This window comes from Mucilaginibacter sp. dw_454, assembly GCF_018449775.1.
GTDB lineage: Bacteria > Bacteroidota > Bacteroidia > Sphingobacteriales > Sphingobacteriaceae > Mucilaginibacter.
Window position 1 is genome coordinate 225,753 of record NZ_JAAVVB010000003.1, and the last position, 18,302, is coordinate 244,054.

At 41.5% G+C, this 18,302-nt stretch carries 19 protein-coding genes; 17 read left to right on the plus strand and 2 right to left on the minus strand.

Going from position 1 to position 18,302, the window contains the following annotated elements:
* The first annotated feature begins 8 nt into the window (after nt 1-8).
* The 17 genes from HB679_RS11430 to HB679_RS11510 all read left to right on the plus strand — a co-directional run bounded on the left by HB679_RS11430 (nt 9) and on the right by HB679_RS11510 (nt 17,245).
* Entirely contained in the window at nt 9-3,056 is a 3,048-nt protein-coding gene (locus tag HB679_RS11430; protein ID WP_214072115.1) for a TAT-variant-translocated molybdopterin oxidoreductase, read from the plus strand.
* 19 nt (nt 3,057-3,075) lie between these two features.
* Nucleotides 3,076-4,548, plus strand: coding sequence for an NrfD/PsrC family molybdoenzyme membrane anchor subunit (gene nrfD / locus HB679_RS11435; RefSeq protein ID WP_214072116.1), 1,473 nt, complete (start codon nt 3,076-3,078; stop codon nt 4,546-4,548).
* Between the two features lie 3 nt (nt 4,549-4,551).
* Nucleotides 4,552-5,088 carry a DUF3341 domain-containing protein gene (locus tag HB679_RS11440; RefSeq protein WP_214072117.1) on the plus strand — a complete coding sequence of 179 codons (537 nt, stop codon included), beginning with the start codon at nt 4,552-4,554 and terminating at the stop codon, nt 5,086-5,088.
* Nucleotides 5,081-5,656, plus strand: coding sequence for a cytochrome c (locus HB679_RS11445; protein ID WP_346345153.1), 576 nt, complete (start codon nt 5,081-5,083; stop codon nt 5,654-5,656). Before HB679_RS11440 ends, HB679_RS11445 begins: the two co-directional genes overlap by 8 nt.
* 12 nt (nt 5,657-5,668) lie before the next feature.
* Complete coding sequence (locus tag HB679_RS11450; RefSeq protein WP_214072119.1) at nt 5,669-6,928, plus strand: quinol:cytochrome C oxidoreductase; 1,260 nt, start codon at nt 5,669-5,671, stop codon at nt 6,926-6,928.
* Between the two features lie 48 nt (nt 6,929-6,976).
* On the plus strand, nt 6,977-8,161 hold the full coding sequence (locus tag HB679_RS11455) for a cytochrome c oxidase subunit II (protein WP_214072120.1): 1,185 nt from the start codon (nt 6,977-6,979) through the stop codon (nt 8,159-8,161).
* Nucleotides 8,162-8,170: 9 nt separating this feature from the next.
* Nucleotides 8,171-10,054 carry a cbb3-type cytochrome c oxidase subunit I gene (locus HB679_RS11460; protein WP_214072121.1) on the plus strand — a complete coding sequence of 628 codons (1,884 nt, stop codon included), beginning with the start codon at nt 8,171-8,173 and terminating at the stop codon, nt 10,052-10,054.
* A gap of 153 nt (nt 10,055-10,207) precedes the next feature.
* Nucleotides 10,208-11,269 (plus strand): COX15/CtaA family protein, encoded by a 1,062-nt coding sequence (locus HB679_RS11465; RefSeq protein WP_214072122.1) that lies wholly within the window; start codon nt 10,208-10,210, stop codon nt 11,267-11,269.
* Complete coding sequence (gene cyoE, locus HB679_RS11470; RefSeq protein WP_214072123.1) at nt 11,266-12,156, plus strand: heme o synthase; 891 nt, start codon at nt 11,266-11,268, stop codon at nt 12,154-12,156. The genes HB679_RS11465 and cyoE overlap by 4 nt, the downstream gene beginning before the upstream one ends.
* On the plus strand, nt 12,156-12,737 hold the full coding sequence (locus tag HB679_RS11475; RefSeq protein WP_255547589.1) for a cytochrome c oxidase subunit 3: 582 nt from the start codon (nt 12,156-12,158) through the stop codon (nt 12,735-12,737). Before cyoE ends, HB679_RS11475 begins: the two co-directional genes overlap by 1 nt.
* Before the next feature lie 25 nt (nt 12,738-12,762).
* Entirely contained in the window at nt 12,763-13,488 is a 726-nt protein-coding gene (locus HB679_RS11480; protein ID WP_214072124.1) for a cytochrome c oxidase subunit 3, read from the plus strand.
* Nucleotides 13,489-13,510: 22 nt separating this feature from the next.
* Nucleotides 13,511-13,858, plus strand: coding sequence for a cytochrome C oxidase subunit IV family protein (locus HB679_RS11485; protein WP_214072125.1), 348 nt, complete (start codon nt 13,511-13,513; stop codon nt 13,856-13,858).
* Between the two features lie 41 nt (nt 13,859-13,899).
* Nucleotides 13,900-14,559 carry an SCO family protein gene (locus HB679_RS11490; RefSeq protein ID WP_255547590.1) on the plus strand — a complete coding sequence of 220 codons (660 nt, stop codon included), beginning with the start codon at nt 13,900-13,902 and terminating at the stop codon, nt 14,557-14,559.
* Between the two features lie 108 nt (nt 14,560-14,667).
* Nucleotides 14,668-15,243, plus strand: a complete 576-nt coding sequence (locus HB679_RS11495; RefSeq protein ID WP_214072127.1) for a DUF420 domain-containing protein — start codon at nt 14,668-14,670, stop codon at nt 15,241-15,243.
* 122 nt (nt 15,244-15,365) lie between these two features.
* Nucleotides 15,366-15,641: a hypothetical protein gene (locus HB679_RS11500; RefSeq protein WP_214072128.1), complete on the plus strand. Its 276-nt coding sequence runs from the start codon at nt 15,366-15,368 to the stop codon at nt 15,639-15,641.
* A 73-nt stretch (nt 15,642-15,714) separates the two neighbouring features.
* Nucleotides 15,715-16,374, plus strand: coding sequence for a DUF2461 domain-containing protein (locus HB679_RS11505; RefSeq protein ID WP_214072129.1), 660 nt, complete (start codon nt 15,715-15,717; stop codon nt 16,372-16,374).
* Between the two features lie 22 nt (nt 16,375-16,396).
* On the plus strand, nt 16,397-17,245 hold the full coding sequence (locus tag HB679_RS11510) for an OmpA family protein (protein WP_214072130.1): 849 nt from the start codon (nt 16,397-16,399) through the stop codon (nt 17,243-17,245).
* Nucleotides 17,246-17,406: 161 nt separating this feature from the next.
* Here HB679_RS11510 and rfbC read toward each other — a convergent pair whose 3' ends face one another.
* Nucleotides 17,407-17,961: a dTDP-4-dehydrorhamnose 3,5-epimerase gene (rfbC, locus tag HB679_RS11515; RefSeq protein ID WP_214072131.1), complete on the minus strand. Its 555-nt coding sequence runs from the start codon at nt 17,959-17,961 to the stop codon at nt 17,407-17,409.
* Between the two features lie 3 nt (nt 17,962-17,964).
* Entirely contained in the window at nt 17,965-18,267 is a 303-nt protein-coding gene (locus tag HB679_RS11520) for a DUF4286 family protein (protein ID WP_214072132.1), read from the minus strand.
* Between the last annotated feature and the right edge of the window lie 35 nt (nt 18,268-18,302).

An 18,302-nucleotide genomic window follows, 5' to 3' on the forward strand; every position in this document is an offset into this window, starting at 1 on the left:
TAGCTTAAATGGATAGCAATAAAAAATACTGGAAAGGTTTAGAAGAGCTAAACAAAACACCAGAATTTGTTGAGAAAAATAAACATGAATTCGCGGAACCTATTCCTATCGAAGATGTTTTAAGTGGAGATGGTCTATTGGGCAAAACCCCTCGTCGCGACTTTTTAAAGGCGGTGGGCTTTGGTGTGGGCGCGGTTACTTTGGCAGCTTGCCAAAAAGTGCCTGTACACAAATCAATACCATACCTGATTAAACCAGAAGAGGTAACTCCGGGTGTGGCCAACTACTATTCGTCAACTTACGAAGGTCATGCTATTTTGGTTAAAACCCGCGAAGGTCGCCCTATTAAAGTAGAAGGTAACCCTAACGATCTTTTAGCTAAAGGCGGTTTGAGCGCACAGGCACAATCATCAGTTTTAGATCTGTATGATGTAAGCCGCGTACAAGCACCATTGGTTAATGGCGAAGGCAAAGCCTGGAACGAGGTTGATGACTACGTTAAATTAGAGCTTGCTAAAATTCAAGACTCAGGCAAAAAGATCGCTATCATATCGTCATCAATCAGCAGCCCATCTACTTTAGCTGTAATTGCCGATTTTATTACTGCACACCCTACCGCTAAACACATTATGTATGATGCGGTTTCTTATACAGGTATTATCCAGGCTAACCAAAATAGCTTTGGTAAAGCCGTATTGCCTCATTACAATTTTGATAAAGCTGATGTTATTGTAAGCTTCGGGGCTGATTTCCTGAGCACCTGGATCTCTGGCGAAGAGTTTACCCGTCAGTACGTATCTAACAGAAATAACAAATCGCTGCAAAGCAAAAAAATGTCTCGCCATATCCAGTTCGAAACTGGCATGAGCCTGACAGGTACCAATGCCGACGTACGTATCCCATTAAAACCATCTGAAGAAGGTGTTGCTTTAATTAATCTGTACAACGCTATTACCGGTACTACTTTACCAGGCACTAAAAAACTAGCTGATAACGCTGCTAATAACGCCATCACCATTGCCGCTAAAGAATTAGCTGCTGCAAAAGGTAAAGCATTGGTTGTAGCCGGATCTAATGATGTGGCTACCCAAACCTTGGTTAACGCTATCAACGCTGCTTTAGGAAGCTACGGAACTACGATAGATCTGGATAACAATTCAAACCAATACAAAGGTAATGACGCTGATTTAGCCGCTTTCATTGGCGATGCTAAGAAAGGCGATATCGCTGCTGTATTGTTCCTGGATGCTAACCCGGTTTACGATTACTATAACACCAAAGAGATCACTGAGGCATTGGCTAAAGTGCCTTTGAAAATATCTTTCAATACCAGCCTTGACGAAACTGCTGCTTTAGCAACCGTTGTAGCGCCAAACCACCATTACTTAGAGTCTTGGGGCGATGATAGCGCTATTGCAGGTTACTACACCGTAATGCAGCCAACCATTAACCCGGTTTACAATACTCGCCAGGCAGAAGAAAGCTTATTGATCTGGAGCAGCAGCGCTACCAAAACTTATTATGACTATGTTAGAAATAACTGGGATAAAAACATCCTTGCAATGGGTGGTTTATCTGGTCAGAAAGGTTGGGAGACTTTGTTGCAGACAGGTTTTGTACACGTTGCCGCTAAAACAGCAGGTGCTTATTCTTTTAGTAAAGATCTGAATGCAGTTGCTCAAACTATCTTAACACAAAGCACTTCATTAGTTGCAGGCGATAAAGCATACGAATTGCACTTATACCAAAGCTCTGCTATCCGCGATGGTAAACATGCAAACAACCCATGGTTACAAGAGTTGCCAGATCCGGTTTCTAAAGTTACCTGGGACAACTTTGCTGCCATGTCTTTAACAGACCTGAAAGCATTAAACCTGCAAGAAGGCGACGTGATCACTATCGATGCTAACGGAACTTCAATTGCTTTACCGGTGTTGTTACAACCAGGCCAGGCAGAAGGTACCATATCTGTAGCTGTAGGTTACGGCCGCGCTAAAGGTGGTGCTGTAATTGAATCTGGTATTGGTAAAAACGCTTATCCGCTTTATAGCTTCCGTAACGGAACCGTACAAGGATCAGCTGTTGCAAAAATTTCTGCAACCGGCGACCAGATCATCCTTGCACAAACACAAACTCACCACTCTTACGAGGGTCGTAATGTTATCCGCGATGCTTCGTTTACTGAATACAAAAAGAATCCTTACGTAAACAGCGGTAAAGATGGCGAGCATAAAGATTACAAAAGCTTGTGGGAAAACTACGACAGGCCTACTTATAACTGGGTAATGGCTATCGACTTGAACGCTTGTACCGGTTGCGGTGCTTGTGTGGTAGCTTGTAACGCAGAAAATAACGTGCCTGTTGTTGGTCGTGACGAGGTTCGCCGCCGTCGTGAGATGCACTGGATCCGTATTGACCGTTACTATACCTTCAATGACGAGCAAGGCAAAGGCGTTACCGAAGAGCATGAGATCGATAAGTTGAAAAACATCAACAATGTATCGGTTGTACACCAGCCAATGCTTTGCCAGCACTGCGACCACGCACCTTGCGAGACCGTATGCCCGGTATTAGCTACCGTTCACTCATCAGAAGGTTTGAACCACATGGCTTACAACCGTTGCGTAGGTACCCGTTATTGCGCTAACAACTGTCCGTTTAAAGTACGTCGTTTCAACTGGTTTAACTACTGGAATGATTCACGCTTTGAAAATTACTTAGCAGAACAACATACACAATTAGTATTAAATCCAGACGTAGTTACCCGTTTCCGCGGTGTTATGGAGAAATGCTCAATGTGTATACAACGTATACAAGCCGGTAAACTACAAGCTAAAATGGAAAAACGCCCTGTTAAAGATGGCGACATTAAAGTAGCTTGCCAGCAAACCTGCTCTGCAAATGCAATTGTATTTGGTAATGGTAATGACCCTGAGTCTGAAGTTTCAAAAGCATTACGCAGCGAAAGAACCTACTACGTATTGGAAGAGTTAAACGTACAACCGGGTATTGGATACCAGGTTAAGGTTAGAAACACAAACGAATTAGAAGCTTAATCTTTACAATAGCTATAATATGGCATCTCATAAAGAATCAATAATAAGGGAACCGTTAGTTACCGGCAAAGGCATAACCTACGCCAAAGTAACCGACGATATATTGGCTCCCGTTGAAAATAAACCAAACAGGGCCTGGTGGATAGGCTTTACTTTTGCATCATTAGGTGCTTGCCTTTGGGTGTTTGCAGTAAGCTGGACATTTTGGTACGGTATAGGCTCTTGGGGCTTAAACAAAACAGTGGGTTGGGCCTGGGACATCACCGGTTTCGTGTGGTGGGTAGGTATCGGTCACGCTGGTACGCTGATCTCTGCGGTATTACTATTGTTCCGTCAAAAATGGCGTAACTCAATTAACCGTTCTGCCGAGGCGATGACCATCTTCGCGGTAATTTGCGCCGCTACTTATGTAGTATCACACATGGGCCGCCCATGGATGGCGCTTTATTGCTTACCATTGCCTAACCAATACGGCTCTCTTTGGGTTAACTTTAACTCACCGCTGATCTGGGACGTATTTGCAATCTCGACTTACTTCTCTGTATCATTAGTATTCTGGTATACAGGTTTATTGCCGGATATAGCTACAATCCGCGACCGTGGTACAGGCTGGTACCGTCGTATTTATTCTGTTCTTTCTTTTGGCTGGACAGGATCAGTAAAAACCTGGCAACGTTTTGAAACCGTGTCATTGATTTTGGCAGGTATTTCAACTCCGCTGGTGCTTTCAGTACACACCATTGTATCCATGGACTTTGCAACATCATTAGAGCCGGGATGGCACACTACCATCTTCCCTCCATACTTCGTTGCGGGTGCAATCTTCTCTGGTTTTGCGATGGTACAAACACTATTGCTGGTAACCCGTAAGGTGTTAGGCTTAGAAAACTATATTACCATGTTCCACATCGAATCAATGAACAAGATCATTTTGGTGACCGGTTCGGTAGTAGGTGTGGCTTATATTACTGAGTTCTTCATCGCTTACTATTCAGGCGGCGAGTATGAGCAATATACTTTCTTAAACAGGTTTATTGGTCCATACTGGTGGGCAGCATGTATGATGTACGGCTGTAACGTGTTAATGACCCAGGTAATGTGGTTTAAGAGAGTACGTACCAATATCGCCATGTCATGGGTATTGTCAATCATCGTGAACATCGGTATGTGGTTTGAGCGTTTCGTGATCATCGTAACCTCATTACACCGCGACTATATCCCATCAAGCTGGGCAATGTTTTATCCAACCTGGGTTGATGTGTCTGTATTCATCGGATCAATAGGCGTGTTCTTCACCTTGTTCTTACTATTTATCCGCGTATTGCCTTCAATTGCAATGGCCGAGGTTAAATTGTTATTGAAAGATCAAAGCGAGGAATACAAATTGAAACAAATAGCAGAAGGTCATCTTGATCCTGAGCAGGTAGAATTCTACAAAAACTCATTGAAGAAATTTGACAGTGTTGATATTTCAGTATACGAAAACGCATAAACTATGAGCAGCACCAAATATATATTAGGCCTTTTTGACGATCCGGATGTAATGATGCACGGGATTGACAAACTACAGAAAAATAGCGTCCCTATTTATGATGTATACACGCCAATGCCAATACACGGTATTGAGGCAAAATTAGGTATAAAAGATTCACGTTTAGGTTATGCAGCATTTATGTTTGGCTGCTTAGGCGGAACAACTATATTAAGTATGGTATACTATTTCTTAGGCTACGATTGGCCTATGAATATAGGTGGTAAAATTCACTTTGCTTTACCGGATTATATCCCGGTTACATTTGAGTGGTCTGTACTGTTCGCTTCATTTGGTATGGCTTTTACATTTTTTTACTCTACACATCTTTTCCCTGGCCGTGCGCCAAGGGTAATGGACCTGAGAGCAACTAACGACCGTTTCGTGATAGCTATTGATGCTAAAGGAAGTACTCCGCACGAAGACATTACTAATATCCTGAAGGAAGCAGGAGCAGTTGAAATTAAGCATAACGACAGAAAATATGTTAGCTATGAATAAATATAAAGTATTGGGTATTGCGGTTGTGACCGTTGTTGCCACGATTGTTACTTCATCGTGCAACGATAAAAGAAGCACCGGCTGGGAATATGCCCCCAATATGTATGAAAAGATAGCCTTTGATCCGGATCAAGCTAATCCGAATTTTAAGGATGGTAAAACGGCACAGTTGCCGCCGGCAGGTACAACCCCGGTTGGTTTTACAAGATTTGATTATCCAAAAACAATGGATGGCTACAACCAGGCCAGTATTGAGGTTAAAAGCATGATTTTAAATAATGCTAAAAATTATACTGATGGTAAACAACTGTTCTTGGCATTTTGCTCGCCATGCCATGGTGCAACCGGGCAGGGTGACGGTACAGTAGTGGCACACGGTTTCCCGGCGCCACCATCATACTCTAAAGGCCAGTCATCACGCGGTGGTGCAATGAAAGACTTAACCGATGGTAAAATATACCACACCATTACTTACGGCTTAAATGCGATGGGTTCATACGCATCACAACTTAGCCCTGAAGAAAGATGGAAAGTAGTGCTGTATGTTCACCATTTACAAACTTTATAAGCATTGAATTTAATGGAAACTCATAATACTATAAACGAACAATTTGAATTTAGCGGCAAGCTAAAAACCTACAGCTTAATTGCTATAGTGTTAGGCGTAATTGGCATCGTAGTAGGTTTCATACTGGGGCCTGAGCGCGAATTTGCTAACCTGCTGCTAAATGGTTATTACTTTACTTGTGTATGTACTGCCGGTGTGTTTTTTTGTGCATTACAATATGCTGCACAAGCTGGTTGGTCTGCGTCTTTATTACGCGTACCACAAGCATTTGCTAAAGTATTGCCTTATGCATCTGTGATATTGATCATAGTTGTTTTCTGCGGCATTCATTTCACCCAGAAAGTAGTTACTGAAGAAGGGCACCAAACCATAACCGGTACTTATTTATATAAAGAGTGGGCCCCAAAAGCTATCACTACCCCGGGTAATGAGGCATATAACAAAGTAATTGCAGGTAAATCTGGTTACTTAAATATCCCTTTCTTCCTTATCCGTTTGGCATTTTACCTGATTGCTTACAGCATATTAGGTTTATTATTGGTGAAATACTCAAACAATGAGGACGAATTAGGCGGTATGTTTAACTATAAAAAGAGTTTTAACATAGCCTGTGCTTTCTTAGTGATATTTGGTTTTACTGTTCCATTGTTTGCTTTCGATACGATTATGTCGTTAGATGCACATTGGTTCTCGACCATGTTTGGATGGTATAACTTCGCTGCTCTTTGGGTTGGCGGTTTATCAGTAATCACTTTGATAATCATCACCCTGCGCAGACAAGGTTATATGCAATGGATCACAGCAGATCACCTGCACAACTTAGGCCAGCTGATATTCGGTTTCTCCATATTCTGGACTTACCTGTGGTTTGCTCAGTTCTTACTGATCTACTATGCTAACATTCCTGAAGAGGCCGCATATTTCTATAAAAGATGGGAGCCTGAGTTCCAGCCTTGGTTCTGGTTAAATATTGTGATTAACTTTTTAGCACCATTCCTGGTATTGATGTCCCGCGACTCAAAACGCCATGAAGGTGTATTAAGAACTGCCTGTATCATTTTAGTGTTTGGCCATTGGCTTGACTATTACATCATGATCATGCCAGCTACTGTAGGCCCTAAAGGCAGAGGTTTCGGCGTACAAGAGATTGGAACTTTTATAGGATTCGCCGGGTTATTCAGCTTCCTTGTATTTAGCGCTTTAAGCAAGTTTAAATCAATGGTGCCTAAAAATCACCCTTTCCTACAGGAGAGTTTACATCATCACATATAATAATTGTTAAATTTGCAACTCAATAAAGAATACCAAACCATCAATACAATGGCATTCAAAAAAATGATAAATTCTAAAAAGTTACTGGCGTTTTTAGCGGTGTTTATGCTTAGCGGCACAAACCTGCTGATGGCTCAAACAGTAACTACTGATGCTACCGCAAAACCGGGTGTTAACTGGTTAGGTGTAGGTTTTTATATACTGCTTTTCTTAGTAGCAGCGGTAGTAATTGCTATCATCGGTAAAATATTAAAGGTATATGATCTAAGCCAGCAGATCAAAGGCAAAAAAGGCATCCACTGGAATACCATCATGGGTGTTATATGCCTGATATTCCTGGTAGTGGGTATGTATGGCGCGTATTGGGACATCACGGTACAAGGCAGCATGACCTTACCGGAGGCTGCTTCAAAACACGGTGTACGTATTGATGCTATGTTCCTGACAACAACCATCATCACCCTGATAGTTTTTGTTATCACGCAGATATTGTTGTTTACTTTTTTGTTTAGATATAGACACTCAGACAAACGCAGAGCATACTTTTTACCTCACAACAATACTATCGAGAAAGTTTGGACCATTATCCCCGCTATTGTTTTAACTGTATTAGTAATCTTTGGTTTCTTTACCTGGCAGGATGTTGAAAACAGCAGCGATATTAAAGGTCAGCCTGCGTCATTGAATATTGATATTACCGGTCACCAATTTGCATGGGAATTACGTTATCCCGGACCTGATGGTAAATTAGGTAAAAAGGATTTCAGATTATCTGCAGGTTCTAACAAGTTAGGTATCGATTTTAAAGATATCAATAGCATGGACGATTTGCAGGCAGATACTTTAGTATTACCGGTAAACAAAACCATACGCTTAAACATATTTGCGCAAGACGTAATACATAGCGTTTACATGCCACACTTCAGAGTACAGCAAAATGCGGTACCTGGTTTGCCAACCTTCTTCAAATTTACACCTACTATTACTACCGAGGAAATGCGTAGAAAGGTAGATGATCCTAAATTTGAGTACTTGTTGTATTGCAACAAAATTTGCGGAAGCGGCCACTACAACATGCAAAAAGTTGTACGTGTTGTTACTCAGGACGAGTACAATCAATGGGTTGCCAAATTGAAACCTTACTTAACCCCTGCGTTACGTACAGAGTTAAAACTGGCTTCAGCAGATCAGAATAAAAGTATTACACAAAATAGGTTAGCGTTAAACAATTAATTAGCGATTATGTCAACATTAGCAGTTCAAGATCACGGAGTAGCACATCACGAAGAGGGTCACGAGCATCATCACGATACATTTCTGACTAAATATGTATTTAGCCAGGATCATAAAATGATTGCCAAGCAATTCCTGATCACAGGTATTACTATGGCGGTTATTGCCATGCTACTTTCTATCCTGTTCAGGATCCAGTTAGCATACCCTGATAAAACTTTCCCTTTATTAGAAACTTTATTGGGCCGTTTCGCTCCCGAAGGTCGTTTGGACCCGGAGTTTTACCTGTCGTTGGTTACTATTCACGGTACCATCATGGTATTCTTTGTGTTAACAGCAGGTTTGAGCGGTACTTTCAGTAACTTATTAATTCCATTGCAAGTAGGTGCACGCGATATGGCATCGCCTTTCATCAATATGTTATCGTACTGGTTCTTCTTAACCGCTTGCGTTATCATGCTATCATCATTCTTTGTGCAAAAAGGCCCTGCAGGACCGGGATGGACTATTTATCCGCCGCTATCTGCCTTGCCTCAGGCCATGAAGGGGTCTGGTTTAGGTATGACCTTGTGGCTAATCAGTATGGTTTGCTTCGTAGCATCATCATTAATGGGTGGTATCAACTACGTAAGTACGGTATTGAACATGCGTACAAACGGTATGGATCTTTGGAAAATGCCTTTAACTATCTGGGCATTCTTCTTAACCGCTATCTTGGGTGTGTTATCATTCCCGGTATTGGTAGCAGGTGTAGTATTATTAATTTTCGACCGTAGCTTCGGTACCAGTTTCTATTTATCAGACATTGTTGTTAACGGCCAGGTTATGCCTTTCGAAGGTGGTAGCCCAATCTTATTCCAACACTTGTTCTGGTTCTTAGGTCACCCGGAAGTATATATCGTAATTATGCCTGCGATGGGTATCTCATCAGAGGTTATGTCTGTAAACTCACGTAAACCAATCTTTGGTTACCATGCAATGGTTTACTCATTGATCGGTATCACCGTGTTATCATTCATTGTATGGGGTCACCACATGTTTATTACAGGTATGAACCCGTTCCTGGGTGGTGTATTCATGATCACTACTTTAATTATCGCGGTACCATCGGCAGTAAAAACATTTAACTGGCTGGCTACTTTATGGCGCGGTAACATCAGGTTTACGCCTGCCATGTTATTTGCGGTAGGTATGGTGTCATTCTTTATCTCTGGTGGTTTAACAGGTATCTTCTTAGGTAATGCTGCGTTAGACATCAACCTGCATGATACTTACTTTGTTGTAGCTCACTTCCACCTGGTAATGGGTTCGGCGGCGATATTTGGTATGTTGGCCGGTGTTTATCACTGGTTCCCTAAAATGTTTGGCAGATTAATGGACGAAAAATTAGGTTACCTGCACTTTTGGTTAACTTTCATTGGCGCTTACCTGGTATTCTTCCCAATGCACTTTATGGGCCTTGACGGTGTGCCACGTCGTTACTATGCATTTACCGAGTTTGCTTCAATGCAGCGTTGGTTATCTGTAAACATGTTTATTACCTGGGCCGCTATCATGTCTGCTTGTGCGCAGGTAGCGTTCTTGTACAACTTTATACACTCTATTTTCTGGGGTAAAGAGGCAACTCAAAATCCTTGGCAAGCAAATACATTAGAATGGACTACACCTGTTGAGCGTATCCATGGTAACTGGCCTGGCGAAATTCCAAGCGTTTACCGTTGGCCTTATGATTACAGCAAGCCCGGAGCAGAAGAGGATTTTATCCCGCAAACTACGCCGCTATCAGAAACCATGAGTTCAAACGTACCGCATGATTTTGAAGATAATCCTGCAGGTTTAGAAGCGTTAAGCAAGTGGTCAAGTACACAAAAAGCAAACGAAGAAGTAAAATAATATAATTTACCGATCTGATTTTTTAGGGTATCTGCGCCCGTAAGTCAAAAGTGAAAAGTCTTAAGTCAAAAGTGAAATCTTTACTCAGGACTTAAAACTCAAAGACTCCAGACTAACGGCGACAGATACCCTACTTTTTTAGAAACATTTTCAATGAGCAACCCAAAGTCAAAAAACAGATTCAGAAAGACCAACCTTCTAAGTGTCGCTCTGCTATTTGTATTGATATTGGCAGGCGGTGTTGTGCGTAGCACGGGTTCGGGCATGGGTTGCCCGGATTGGCCCAAATGTTTAGGCTGTTGGATTCCGCCGACCTCGGCTACTGATCTGCCGGCTAACTACAAAGAGACGTACGTAGAGCGCCGTATGAAAAAGAACCAGCGCTTTGCCAAAACATTAGACTTATTTGGTTACACCGATCTGGCCCGTCGCCTGCGCGAGGACAAATCTATCCTTATCCCTGAGGAATTTAACGCCGGCAAAACCTGGACAGAATACATTAACCGTTTAATTGGTGCAGCATCAGGTATATTGTTGTTATTGACCGCCATCTACTCCTTCAGTTATAGCGCCGATAATAAGCTTATCCCATTCTTAAGTGTTTTTAATTTAGTGCTGATATTTTTCCAGGCTTGGTTAGGTTCGATCGTTGTATCTACCAATCTGGTGTCATGGATTGTAACGGTACACATGTTGCTGGCTTTGGCCATACTGGCGATAGCAATTACGACTTATCATTTGGCCAAAGTGGTTGGCCGACCGGGTTTAAGAGTTAATGCTATTACGCACATGGTGACGGTATTAGCTTTAATAGTCAGCATATTCCAAATAACTTTCGGTACAGAGGTACGCGAGAAAATAGACGAGGTAGCTATGCGTTTGCAAGGTGGCTACCGCAACGAGTGGATCAAAAATGCCGGCGATATTTTCACGCAGCATAGAGACGTAGCTGTTTTTGTGCTGGTGATCAATGTGATGTTATACGCGTTGATACGCAGAGCGTTTAATAAACATTCGCTGCAGCAACAGATCATGAGCTTTACTTTTTTGATGCTGATTTTGCAGATAGTTACCGGGATACTGTTATCATACTTGGCTTTGCCGCCTTATGCGCAGGCCGTGCATATATTGTTGGCAAGCCTTATATTTGGCGCTCAATACTATTTAATGCTCAATCTATACAAATCAGTTAATATACACGGGGGAGCAAGATGACGAGAGCAGATTTTTCAAAACTGATTAAATTCAGGCTTACCTTTTTGGTTGTCTTTTCGGCATCGATATCATTCATCATCGCCGTAAAAGCTAATGGAGGCAATACCTGGGGCTCTCTGTACAGTTCAACCATGTGGATAAACTGGGGTAAGCTGGTAATAGGAGGCTTCCTGGTTACAGCCGCCGCTAACTGCTTTAATGAAGTAATTGAAGTTGACCTGGACAAGCTGATGAAGCGCACCATGGACCGCCCAATGCCCGCCGGACGCATGACTACAGGCCAGGGTTTGGTACTGGGTTTAGGTATGGGCATGGCTGGTACTTACCTTTTGGGGACTTTGAATATATTAACGGGACTACTTTCTGTATTCTCGATCTTATTATATGCATTTGCTTATACGCCATTGAAGCGTAAATCGCCTATAGCGGTATTTGTTGGAGCTATACCTGGCGCATTACCAGCTTTGATAGGTTACGTAGCCGGGCAACCACATGGCCGTATAGATGAGATCGCGTTAATATTATTCTCCATACAGTTTGTGTGGCAGTTTGTACATTTCTGGGCTATAGCCTGGGTGCTTGACGACGATTACAAACTCGCTGGATTCAGATTATTACCTACGCACAAACGTGATAGGGGCAGCGCTGTTATAACCGTAATTTTAGCTATTATTTTGGTTCCGGTAAGTTTATTACCAACTATTTACCATTATGGAGGTTATTACGTGGGCGGCGTGTCGCTGGCGTGTAGTTTGATATTTTTATTCCAGGCAATAAACCTGCTGCGTACTCTGCAAATTAAAGAAGCACGCAAGCTGATGTTTGGATCTTTCTTTTATTTGCCAATAGTGCAATTGATGTTTTTATTTGATTTTATAGCGAAGTAATGATGGCGACGATACAGCAAGAAGATAAAGTAAACCTGGGTGCCAAAAAGTTTATCATGTGGATTTTTATATTCACATCATTCATGCTTTTTGCAGCTTTAACCAGCGGATTTATCGTTTACATTGGCGGCAGCAAAGCGCATGGGCTTAATATTACGCTACCAATATCATTCAGATACAGTACACTGGTGTTAATTGCCAGTAGCGTTACGCTGTTTATAGCATCAAGATCGGCTAAGAGGCTTGATTTTGCTAAACAGACAACTATGCTTTGGATAACCATAGTTTTGGGTGTAGCATTTTTAATATTACAGGTTTATGGTTGGTATACTATGGCCTACAAAATGCATATCTACCTGGTTGATCCAAATGCAACCCGTTCTTTTGTTTATGTAATGACTTTGTTGCACGTGTTGCACATTATTGGCGGCCTTGTCTGGCTAATAAGTGCATTAAGCGGCAGCATAAAACGTATACCACAGGTAAAGAATTTATATAGAATGGAGATGACATCTATTTTTTGGCATTTTCTCGATATTATATGGATTTATCTGTATGTTTTTTTACTTTTGAACCAATAATTTTATAACTCTATAGCTAGAACAAATGAGTGCAGCAGTATCACAAATTGATGAACTAAAAACAACGCCATGGTCGGGCGGCAGATCGCCGTTTAATGTTGAGTATGGTAAGATGATGATGTGGTTTTTCCTCCTTTCGGATGCGTTTACCTTTTCGTCTTTATTGATAGCCTATGGTGCTTTACGTTTTAGTGCGCCAACCTGGCCGGTACCCTCATTGGTATTCCAATCGGTACCCGGTACCTCGATAGAGCACGGTGCTCCGCTGGTGTTTGTAGGTTTGATGACTTTCATCCTGATCTTAAGCTCTGTTACCATGGTGTTAGCGGTTGAGGCCGGCCATCGTATGGCTAAAAAGGAAGTGGTAGGCTGGATGATAGCTACCGTAATTGGTGGTTTGATGTTCTTGAGTTGCCAGGCGTTAGAGTGGAATCACTTACACAGCGAAGGCTTTTGGTGGTCTGCTATCCCGAATGCAGAAACCTTAAAAGAATTCTTTGAAGGTAACGTACCGCTGGGCCAGCAACAAATGACAGCGCACCAGTTTGCTAACCTGTTCTTTACCATTACCGGTTTCCACGGTTTCCACGTATTTAGCGGGGTAATCATCAATATCATTATTACTTTAAATGTACTTGCCGGTACATATGAAAAACGCGGCAGCTACCTGATGATTGAAAAAGTTGGCCTTTACTGGCACTTTGTAGATTTGGTATGGGTATTTGTATTTACTTTCTTTTATTTAGTTTGATCATTATTTAACCTGATATATTATGTCATCAGAACCAACAGAAGTTCATCACGCCGAAGGCGAACACGGGGAAACAATGACCCGCAAAAAGATAGTAAGAGTGTTTTTGATATTGCTTGCTATTACCTGCGTTGAGTTTTTTATAGCACTTTATTTAGTGCCAAATCATCATATGCCAATCAATGTGGCTAACCCGGTATACATTGTTTTAACATTGCTTAAGGCATTTTATATTGTGGCATTCTTCATGCACCTTAAGTTTGAAAAAACGGCCATGGTTTACACCCTGATCGTACCTATTTTGTTTATTATCGGTTTGATCCTTGTATTGACAAATGAAAGTCACCACTGGATTACACTGAGACATTAATGGGCAATTTAAGTTCGTCTAAAAAGATTATAATCCTGGTAATGATTTTAGCATTACCGGGATTTTTATATTATTTGCTAACCGCCGAGGGCAAAAACAGGTATCAACCTCTGTCTTTTTTCGGTCCTAAACAGTTGGCAAAAACAAGCCATAAGTTTCATGGCCAGGTAATTCCAGATACCATCTATCATAAGCTGCCAGACTTTAAATTGGTTGACCAAAGCGGTGCCACCATAACTAACAAGAGCTTTGACGACAGAATCTTTGTCGCCAGCTTTTTTTATACGCATTGCCCAACAGTCTGTAATACCATTAATAAAAATGTTAATGCATTGCTGTCTGACTATGCCAAGAATAACATGGTCTGCTTTGCATCGATAACCGTCGACCCGCAGCGCGATTCGGTAGCGGTATTGAAGGCTTATTCAAAAAAATATAATCCGCCGGGCATTAAATGGTATTTCCTGACGGGCGATACTTCGACCATTTATCCCTTGGCACGTAAAGGCTTTTTGGTAGATGCAATGAAGCTTAACGATGATGATTTTATCTACAGCGATAAGCTGATCCTTATAGACAAAGAAAAACGTATCAGGGGATATTACTCGGGCACATCAACCAAAGATATTACTAAACTCAACGACGAAATCAAAGTACTGATTGCCGAAGAGTTGAGAAAGAATGATAAACCGCTTTACTAGATTCAAGAGGCAAGAGTCAAGAATCAAGATTAGAGCGGGTTTAATGATAGATAGTATATAGAATAATAAAGTCTTGATTCTTGCATCTTGATTCTTGTTTCTTTCAAAATGACAGATAAATTTATATTCCGTTTTGTAGCTGTTGTATCTGTAGCGGTATTTGCGGCTGTAGTTGTTATCAACCAAAAGATATTGCCTATCCCGGCTGTTACCCCTTCATTTACACATTACCTGCCCGTGTTGAATGCTGTCTTGAATGGCACCTGTAGTGTGCTGTTGGTAATTTCATTATACCTGATCACGCATGGAAATGTGTTATGGCATAAGCGTGTTAACATTGTGGCGTTCTGTTTGTCATCACTGTTCCTCGTATCGTATGTTACTTTTCACTACCTGATGAAGCATGAAACTGTTTATGGCGATTTGGATGGTGACGGACTATTATCGGCCACAGAACGTGGTGCGGTAGGCAGTTTACGTACCATTTACCTGACTATATTGATAACGCACATTATACTTGCAGCCTGTGTTTTGCCGTTGGTATTATTGAGCTTTTATTTCGGTTTGCAAATGCAGGTAGAAAAACATAAAAAGCTGGTGAGATGGACTTTCCCAATCTGGCTGTACGTAACAGTAACCGGCGTGATAGTTTATATTTTGATATCGCCTTATTATCATTTTTAAAACAGAGATTGTCACCTCGACCAAAGGGAGAGATCTATACACTGCTAATGAAAAATCATATTAGTGTATAGATTTTAAACGATCGTTCGAAATGACAAGAAGTTATAAGTAAATTTGCAACGATGAAAATCTACAGAGTATTTTTGATCCTTTTTGTAGCAGGCATTTTAACCTGTAGTGTATTGCCCGCGGTTGCGCAATGCGCCATGTGTACCGCTTCGGTCGAGTCGAACGCGAAGAACGGCAGCACTACGGCTAATGGCTTAAATCATGGCATTATGTATCTGCTGGCTGCGCCTTATTTAGCAGTGGCGGTAGTTGGATATATCTGGTATAAAAAATATCGCCGCAAAAACGTCGACCTGAATATGCGCGACGAGAAATTACATTTAAACTAAGCCTTATAGAGGTTTTAGTTCGCCCATTTATTTCTGGTTTCCTGCATTGCAAAATCTACTATATTAGCCGCAGATGATACAACAACCAACACTTGATTTTTTAAGCGAGCTTGTTGACAACAACAACCGAGATTGGTTCATGGCTAACAAAAGCCGCTTTGACGCTGCGCGCGAAAACGTGATTGCACTCACAGACGGGTTGATTAAATTCATGCACAAAATAGATCCGGCGCTGCCCGAGCTGGAAGGAAAAAAATGTGTGATGCGCATTTACCGTGATATCCGTTTCAGCAAAAATAAAACGCCTTATAAAAATAACTTTGGCATAAGTTTGCCTACTACCAGCACTAAATTAGGTGGCGCCGAGTATTACCTGCACATTCAACCCGGTAAATCATTTATCGCCGGCGGCTATTGGATGCCCGAAGCAAGTCACCTTAAAGCTATCCGCCAGGAGATTGATTATAACGCGCATGATTTAAAAGCGATTATTGATGAGCCTGAATTTGTGAAACTTTTTGGCGATTTTAGAAATGGAGAGAAGCTCAAAACGGTTCCGCGCGATTATAGCCCCGATAATGAAAACATCGAGCTCCTTAAGCTAAAAAGCTTTATTGTAATGCGCGATTTGAAAGACGAAGAGATCATGCATCCAAAAGCTGCCGAAACGATAGCTGAATTATGCGGCAAGATCTATCCGCTTAATGTATTTTTACGCAACGCAATTGTTTAACCCTTATAAATCCCTAATACTAATGAAAATAAAATATTTGTTGTTTGCCCTGGTTGTGATGTTTAGCCTGCACTCGTGCGTAGTATTGTCAACTAAAAAATATAAAGGGATGCTTGCCACGCAAGATTCATTGACTACACGCACCCAAACCCTGGAGGCCCAGGTATCTGCTTTGAAAGGCGATAGTACCCGCTTGAGCGACGAGATAGCTAAATTAAAAAACGAGCTTGCAGGATCGCAGGATGATTTGGCTAAGCTAAAAGGCAATTACAATGATTTAAATAATAACCTCACTTCGACAAATTCAAAAGTCAGCAAGCTATCTGCCGATTTACAGAAACGCGAGCAACGCCTTAAAGAGGTTGAAGATATTTTGCGCAAGCGCGATGAAGCAACCAATGCACTGAAAGAGAAATTGCAAAAAGCGCTATTAGGCTTTCAACAAAGTGGGTTGAGTGTTGATATTCGCGATGGTAAGGTTTATGTATCACTGACCGACAAATTGCTGTTCCCATCGGGTAGTATCGTGATTGATGAAAAAGGCAAGGCTGCACTTAAACAATTGGCTGCAGTACTTAATAAAGAACCGGATATTAACATGGCTGTTGAAGGCCACACTGATGATAAGAAGGTAATTAATTTGGGCCAGATCAAAGACAACTGGGATCTGAGCGTATTGCGTGCCACATCAGTAACCCGGTATTTAACCGAAACTGAAGGTATTGATCCAAAACGCTTGACGGCTACCGGTAAGAGCCAGTATCAACCTATTGATGCAACAGACAGTAACGATGCGCGCGCCAAAAACCGCCGTATAGAAATTGTGTTGACTCCGAAGTTGGATGAGCTGTATAATTTGATCAAGAATTAAATTGTATCTCAAAAGTCTTTGTCATCCTGAGCATAGCGAAGGATCTTGTAAAAGCGATTAGCATATCGTATATGATTCTTCGCTATGCTCAGAATGACAACGGGTTTTAAACAAGAAAGGCTAACCAAAACGGTTAGCCTTTCTTGTTTAAGAGAAATATCTTAGTAAGTAAATGGACTATCCAAATCCGCAAACTTTATCAACAATTCGTCCTTGGCTGATACTATAGCTTCTGAAGACGCAATGCCCCAATCAATACTCAATGTAGGGTCATTCCACACAACGCCCAGCTCACAATCTTTAGCGTAGTAGTTATTTACTTTATAGGCAAAAATGGTATTGTCCTCCAATACGGCAAAGCCATGTAAAAACCCTTCAGGAATTAGAAATTGACGTTGATTTTCGGCGCTTAGTTCGATGGTTTCAAGTTTGCCATAAGTAGGTGATCCTTTACGGATATCAACAGCTACGTCAAGCACTTTGCCTTGTATTACGCGTACCAGTTTAGCCTGTGCATGTGGAGCCGATTGCGCATGTAAACCCCGCACGGTGCCTTTTTGCGAAAACGATTGATTATCCTGAACAAAATCTATATGAATACCGGCTACTTCAAATTTACTTTTACTGTAGCTTTCGAAGAAGTACCCGCGGTCGTCTTTGAAAAGCTGCGGCTCAATAATCAGTAAACCCTCTATACCGGTTTTTATAAATTTCATAGGTTAATTTACAGTTTGCATTAAGGTGCTAAATAATACAAATTGGTTTTCAAACCGTTGCTGATGTATAGCTTGTAACCCCATCCAATGACGAGCGTGAAATTGATCGTATTTTTCTCGCTTATCAGTGTGGTATTGCACGCAGTAGGTTACACCTTCATTAGGCGAATCTAAAACGTTCAATATTTTGTAGGAACTGAAAAAGCCAGTTTTCATCACCATAGGTATGTATTCGGTTTGCATCCAGCTTAGCCATTGCTTGTGGGTACCCTCGTCTACAATGATGGTTTCATTATAAATGATCATATCTCAAAAGTACAAAAATTAAGCCGACAGGGATG

Excerpts from the sequence above, each read along its gene's own strand:
- HB679_RS11430 (WP_214072115.1), top strand. The coding sequence starts at position 9 with ATGGATAGCAATAAAAAATACTGGAAAGGTTTAGAAGAGCTAAACAAA.
- nrfD (WP_214072116.1), top strand. The coding sequence starts at position 3,076 with ATGGCATCTCATAAAGAATCAATAATAAGGGAACCGTTAGTTACCGGC.
- HB679_RS11440 (WP_214072117.1), top strand. The coding sequence starts at position 4,552 with ATGAGCAGCACCAAATATATATTAGGCCTTTTTGACGATCCGGATGTA.
- HB679_RS11445 (WP_346345153.1), top strand. The coding sequence starts at position 5,081 with ATGAATAAATATAAAGTATTGGGTATTGCGGTTGTGACCGTTGTTGCC.
- HB679_RS11450 (WP_214072119.1), top strand. The coding sequence starts at position 5,669 with ATGGAAACTCATAATACTATAAACGAACAATTTGAATTTAGCGGCAAG.
- HB679_RS11455 (WP_214072120.1), top strand. The coding sequence starts at position 6,977 with ATGGCATTCAAAAAAATGATAAATTCTAAAAAGTTACTGGCGTTTTTA.
- HB679_RS11460 (WP_214072121.1), top strand. The coding sequence starts at position 8,171 with ATGTCAACATTAGCAGTTCAAGATCACGGAGTAGCACATCACGAAGAG.
- HB679_RS11465 (WP_214072122.1), top strand. The coding sequence starts at position 10,208 with ATGAGCAACCCAAAGTCAAAAAACAGATTCAGAAAGACCAACCTTCTA.
- cyoE (WP_214072123.1), top strand. The coding sequence starts at position 11,266 with ATGACGAGAGCAGATTTTTCAAAACTGATTAAATTCAGGCTTACCTTT.
- HB679_RS11475 (WP_255547589.1), top strand. The coding sequence starts at position 12,156 with ATGATGGCGACGATACAGCAAGAAGATAAAGTAAACCTGGGTGCCAAA.
- HB679_RS11480 (WP_214072124.1), top strand. The coding sequence starts at position 12,763 with ATGAGTGCAGCAGTATCACAAATTGATGAACTAAAAACAACGCCATGG.
- HB679_RS11485 (WP_214072125.1), top strand. The coding sequence starts at position 13,511 with ATGTCATCAGAACCAACAGAAGTTCATCACGCCGAAGGCGAACACGGG.
- HB679_RS11490 (WP_255547590.1), top strand. The coding sequence starts at position 13,900 with ATGATTTTAGCATTACCGGGATTTTTATATTATTTGCTAACCGCCGAG.
- HB679_RS11495 (WP_214072127.1), top strand. The coding sequence starts at position 14,668 with ATGACAGATAAATTTATATTCCGTTTTGTAGCTGTTGTATCTGTAGCG.
- HB679_RS11500 (WP_214072128.1), top strand. The coding sequence starts at position 15,366 with ATGAAAATCTACAGAGTATTTTTGATCCTTTTTGTAGCAGGCATTTTA.
- HB679_RS11505 (WP_214072129.1), top strand. The coding sequence starts at position 15,715 with ATGATACAACAACCAACACTTGATTTTTTAAGCGAGCTTGTTGACAAC.
- HB679_RS11510 (WP_214072130.1), top strand. The coding sequence starts at position 16,397 with ATGAAAATAAAATATTTGTTGTTTGCCCTGGTTGTGATGTTTAGCCTG.
- rfbC (WP_214072131.1), bottom strand. The coding sequence starts at position 17,961 with ATGAAATTTATAAAAACCGGTATAGAGGGTTTACTGATTATTGAGCCG.
- HB679_RS11520 (WP_214072132.1), bottom strand. The coding sequence starts at position 18,267 with ATGATCATTTATAATGAAACCATCATTGTAGACGAGGGTACCCACAAG.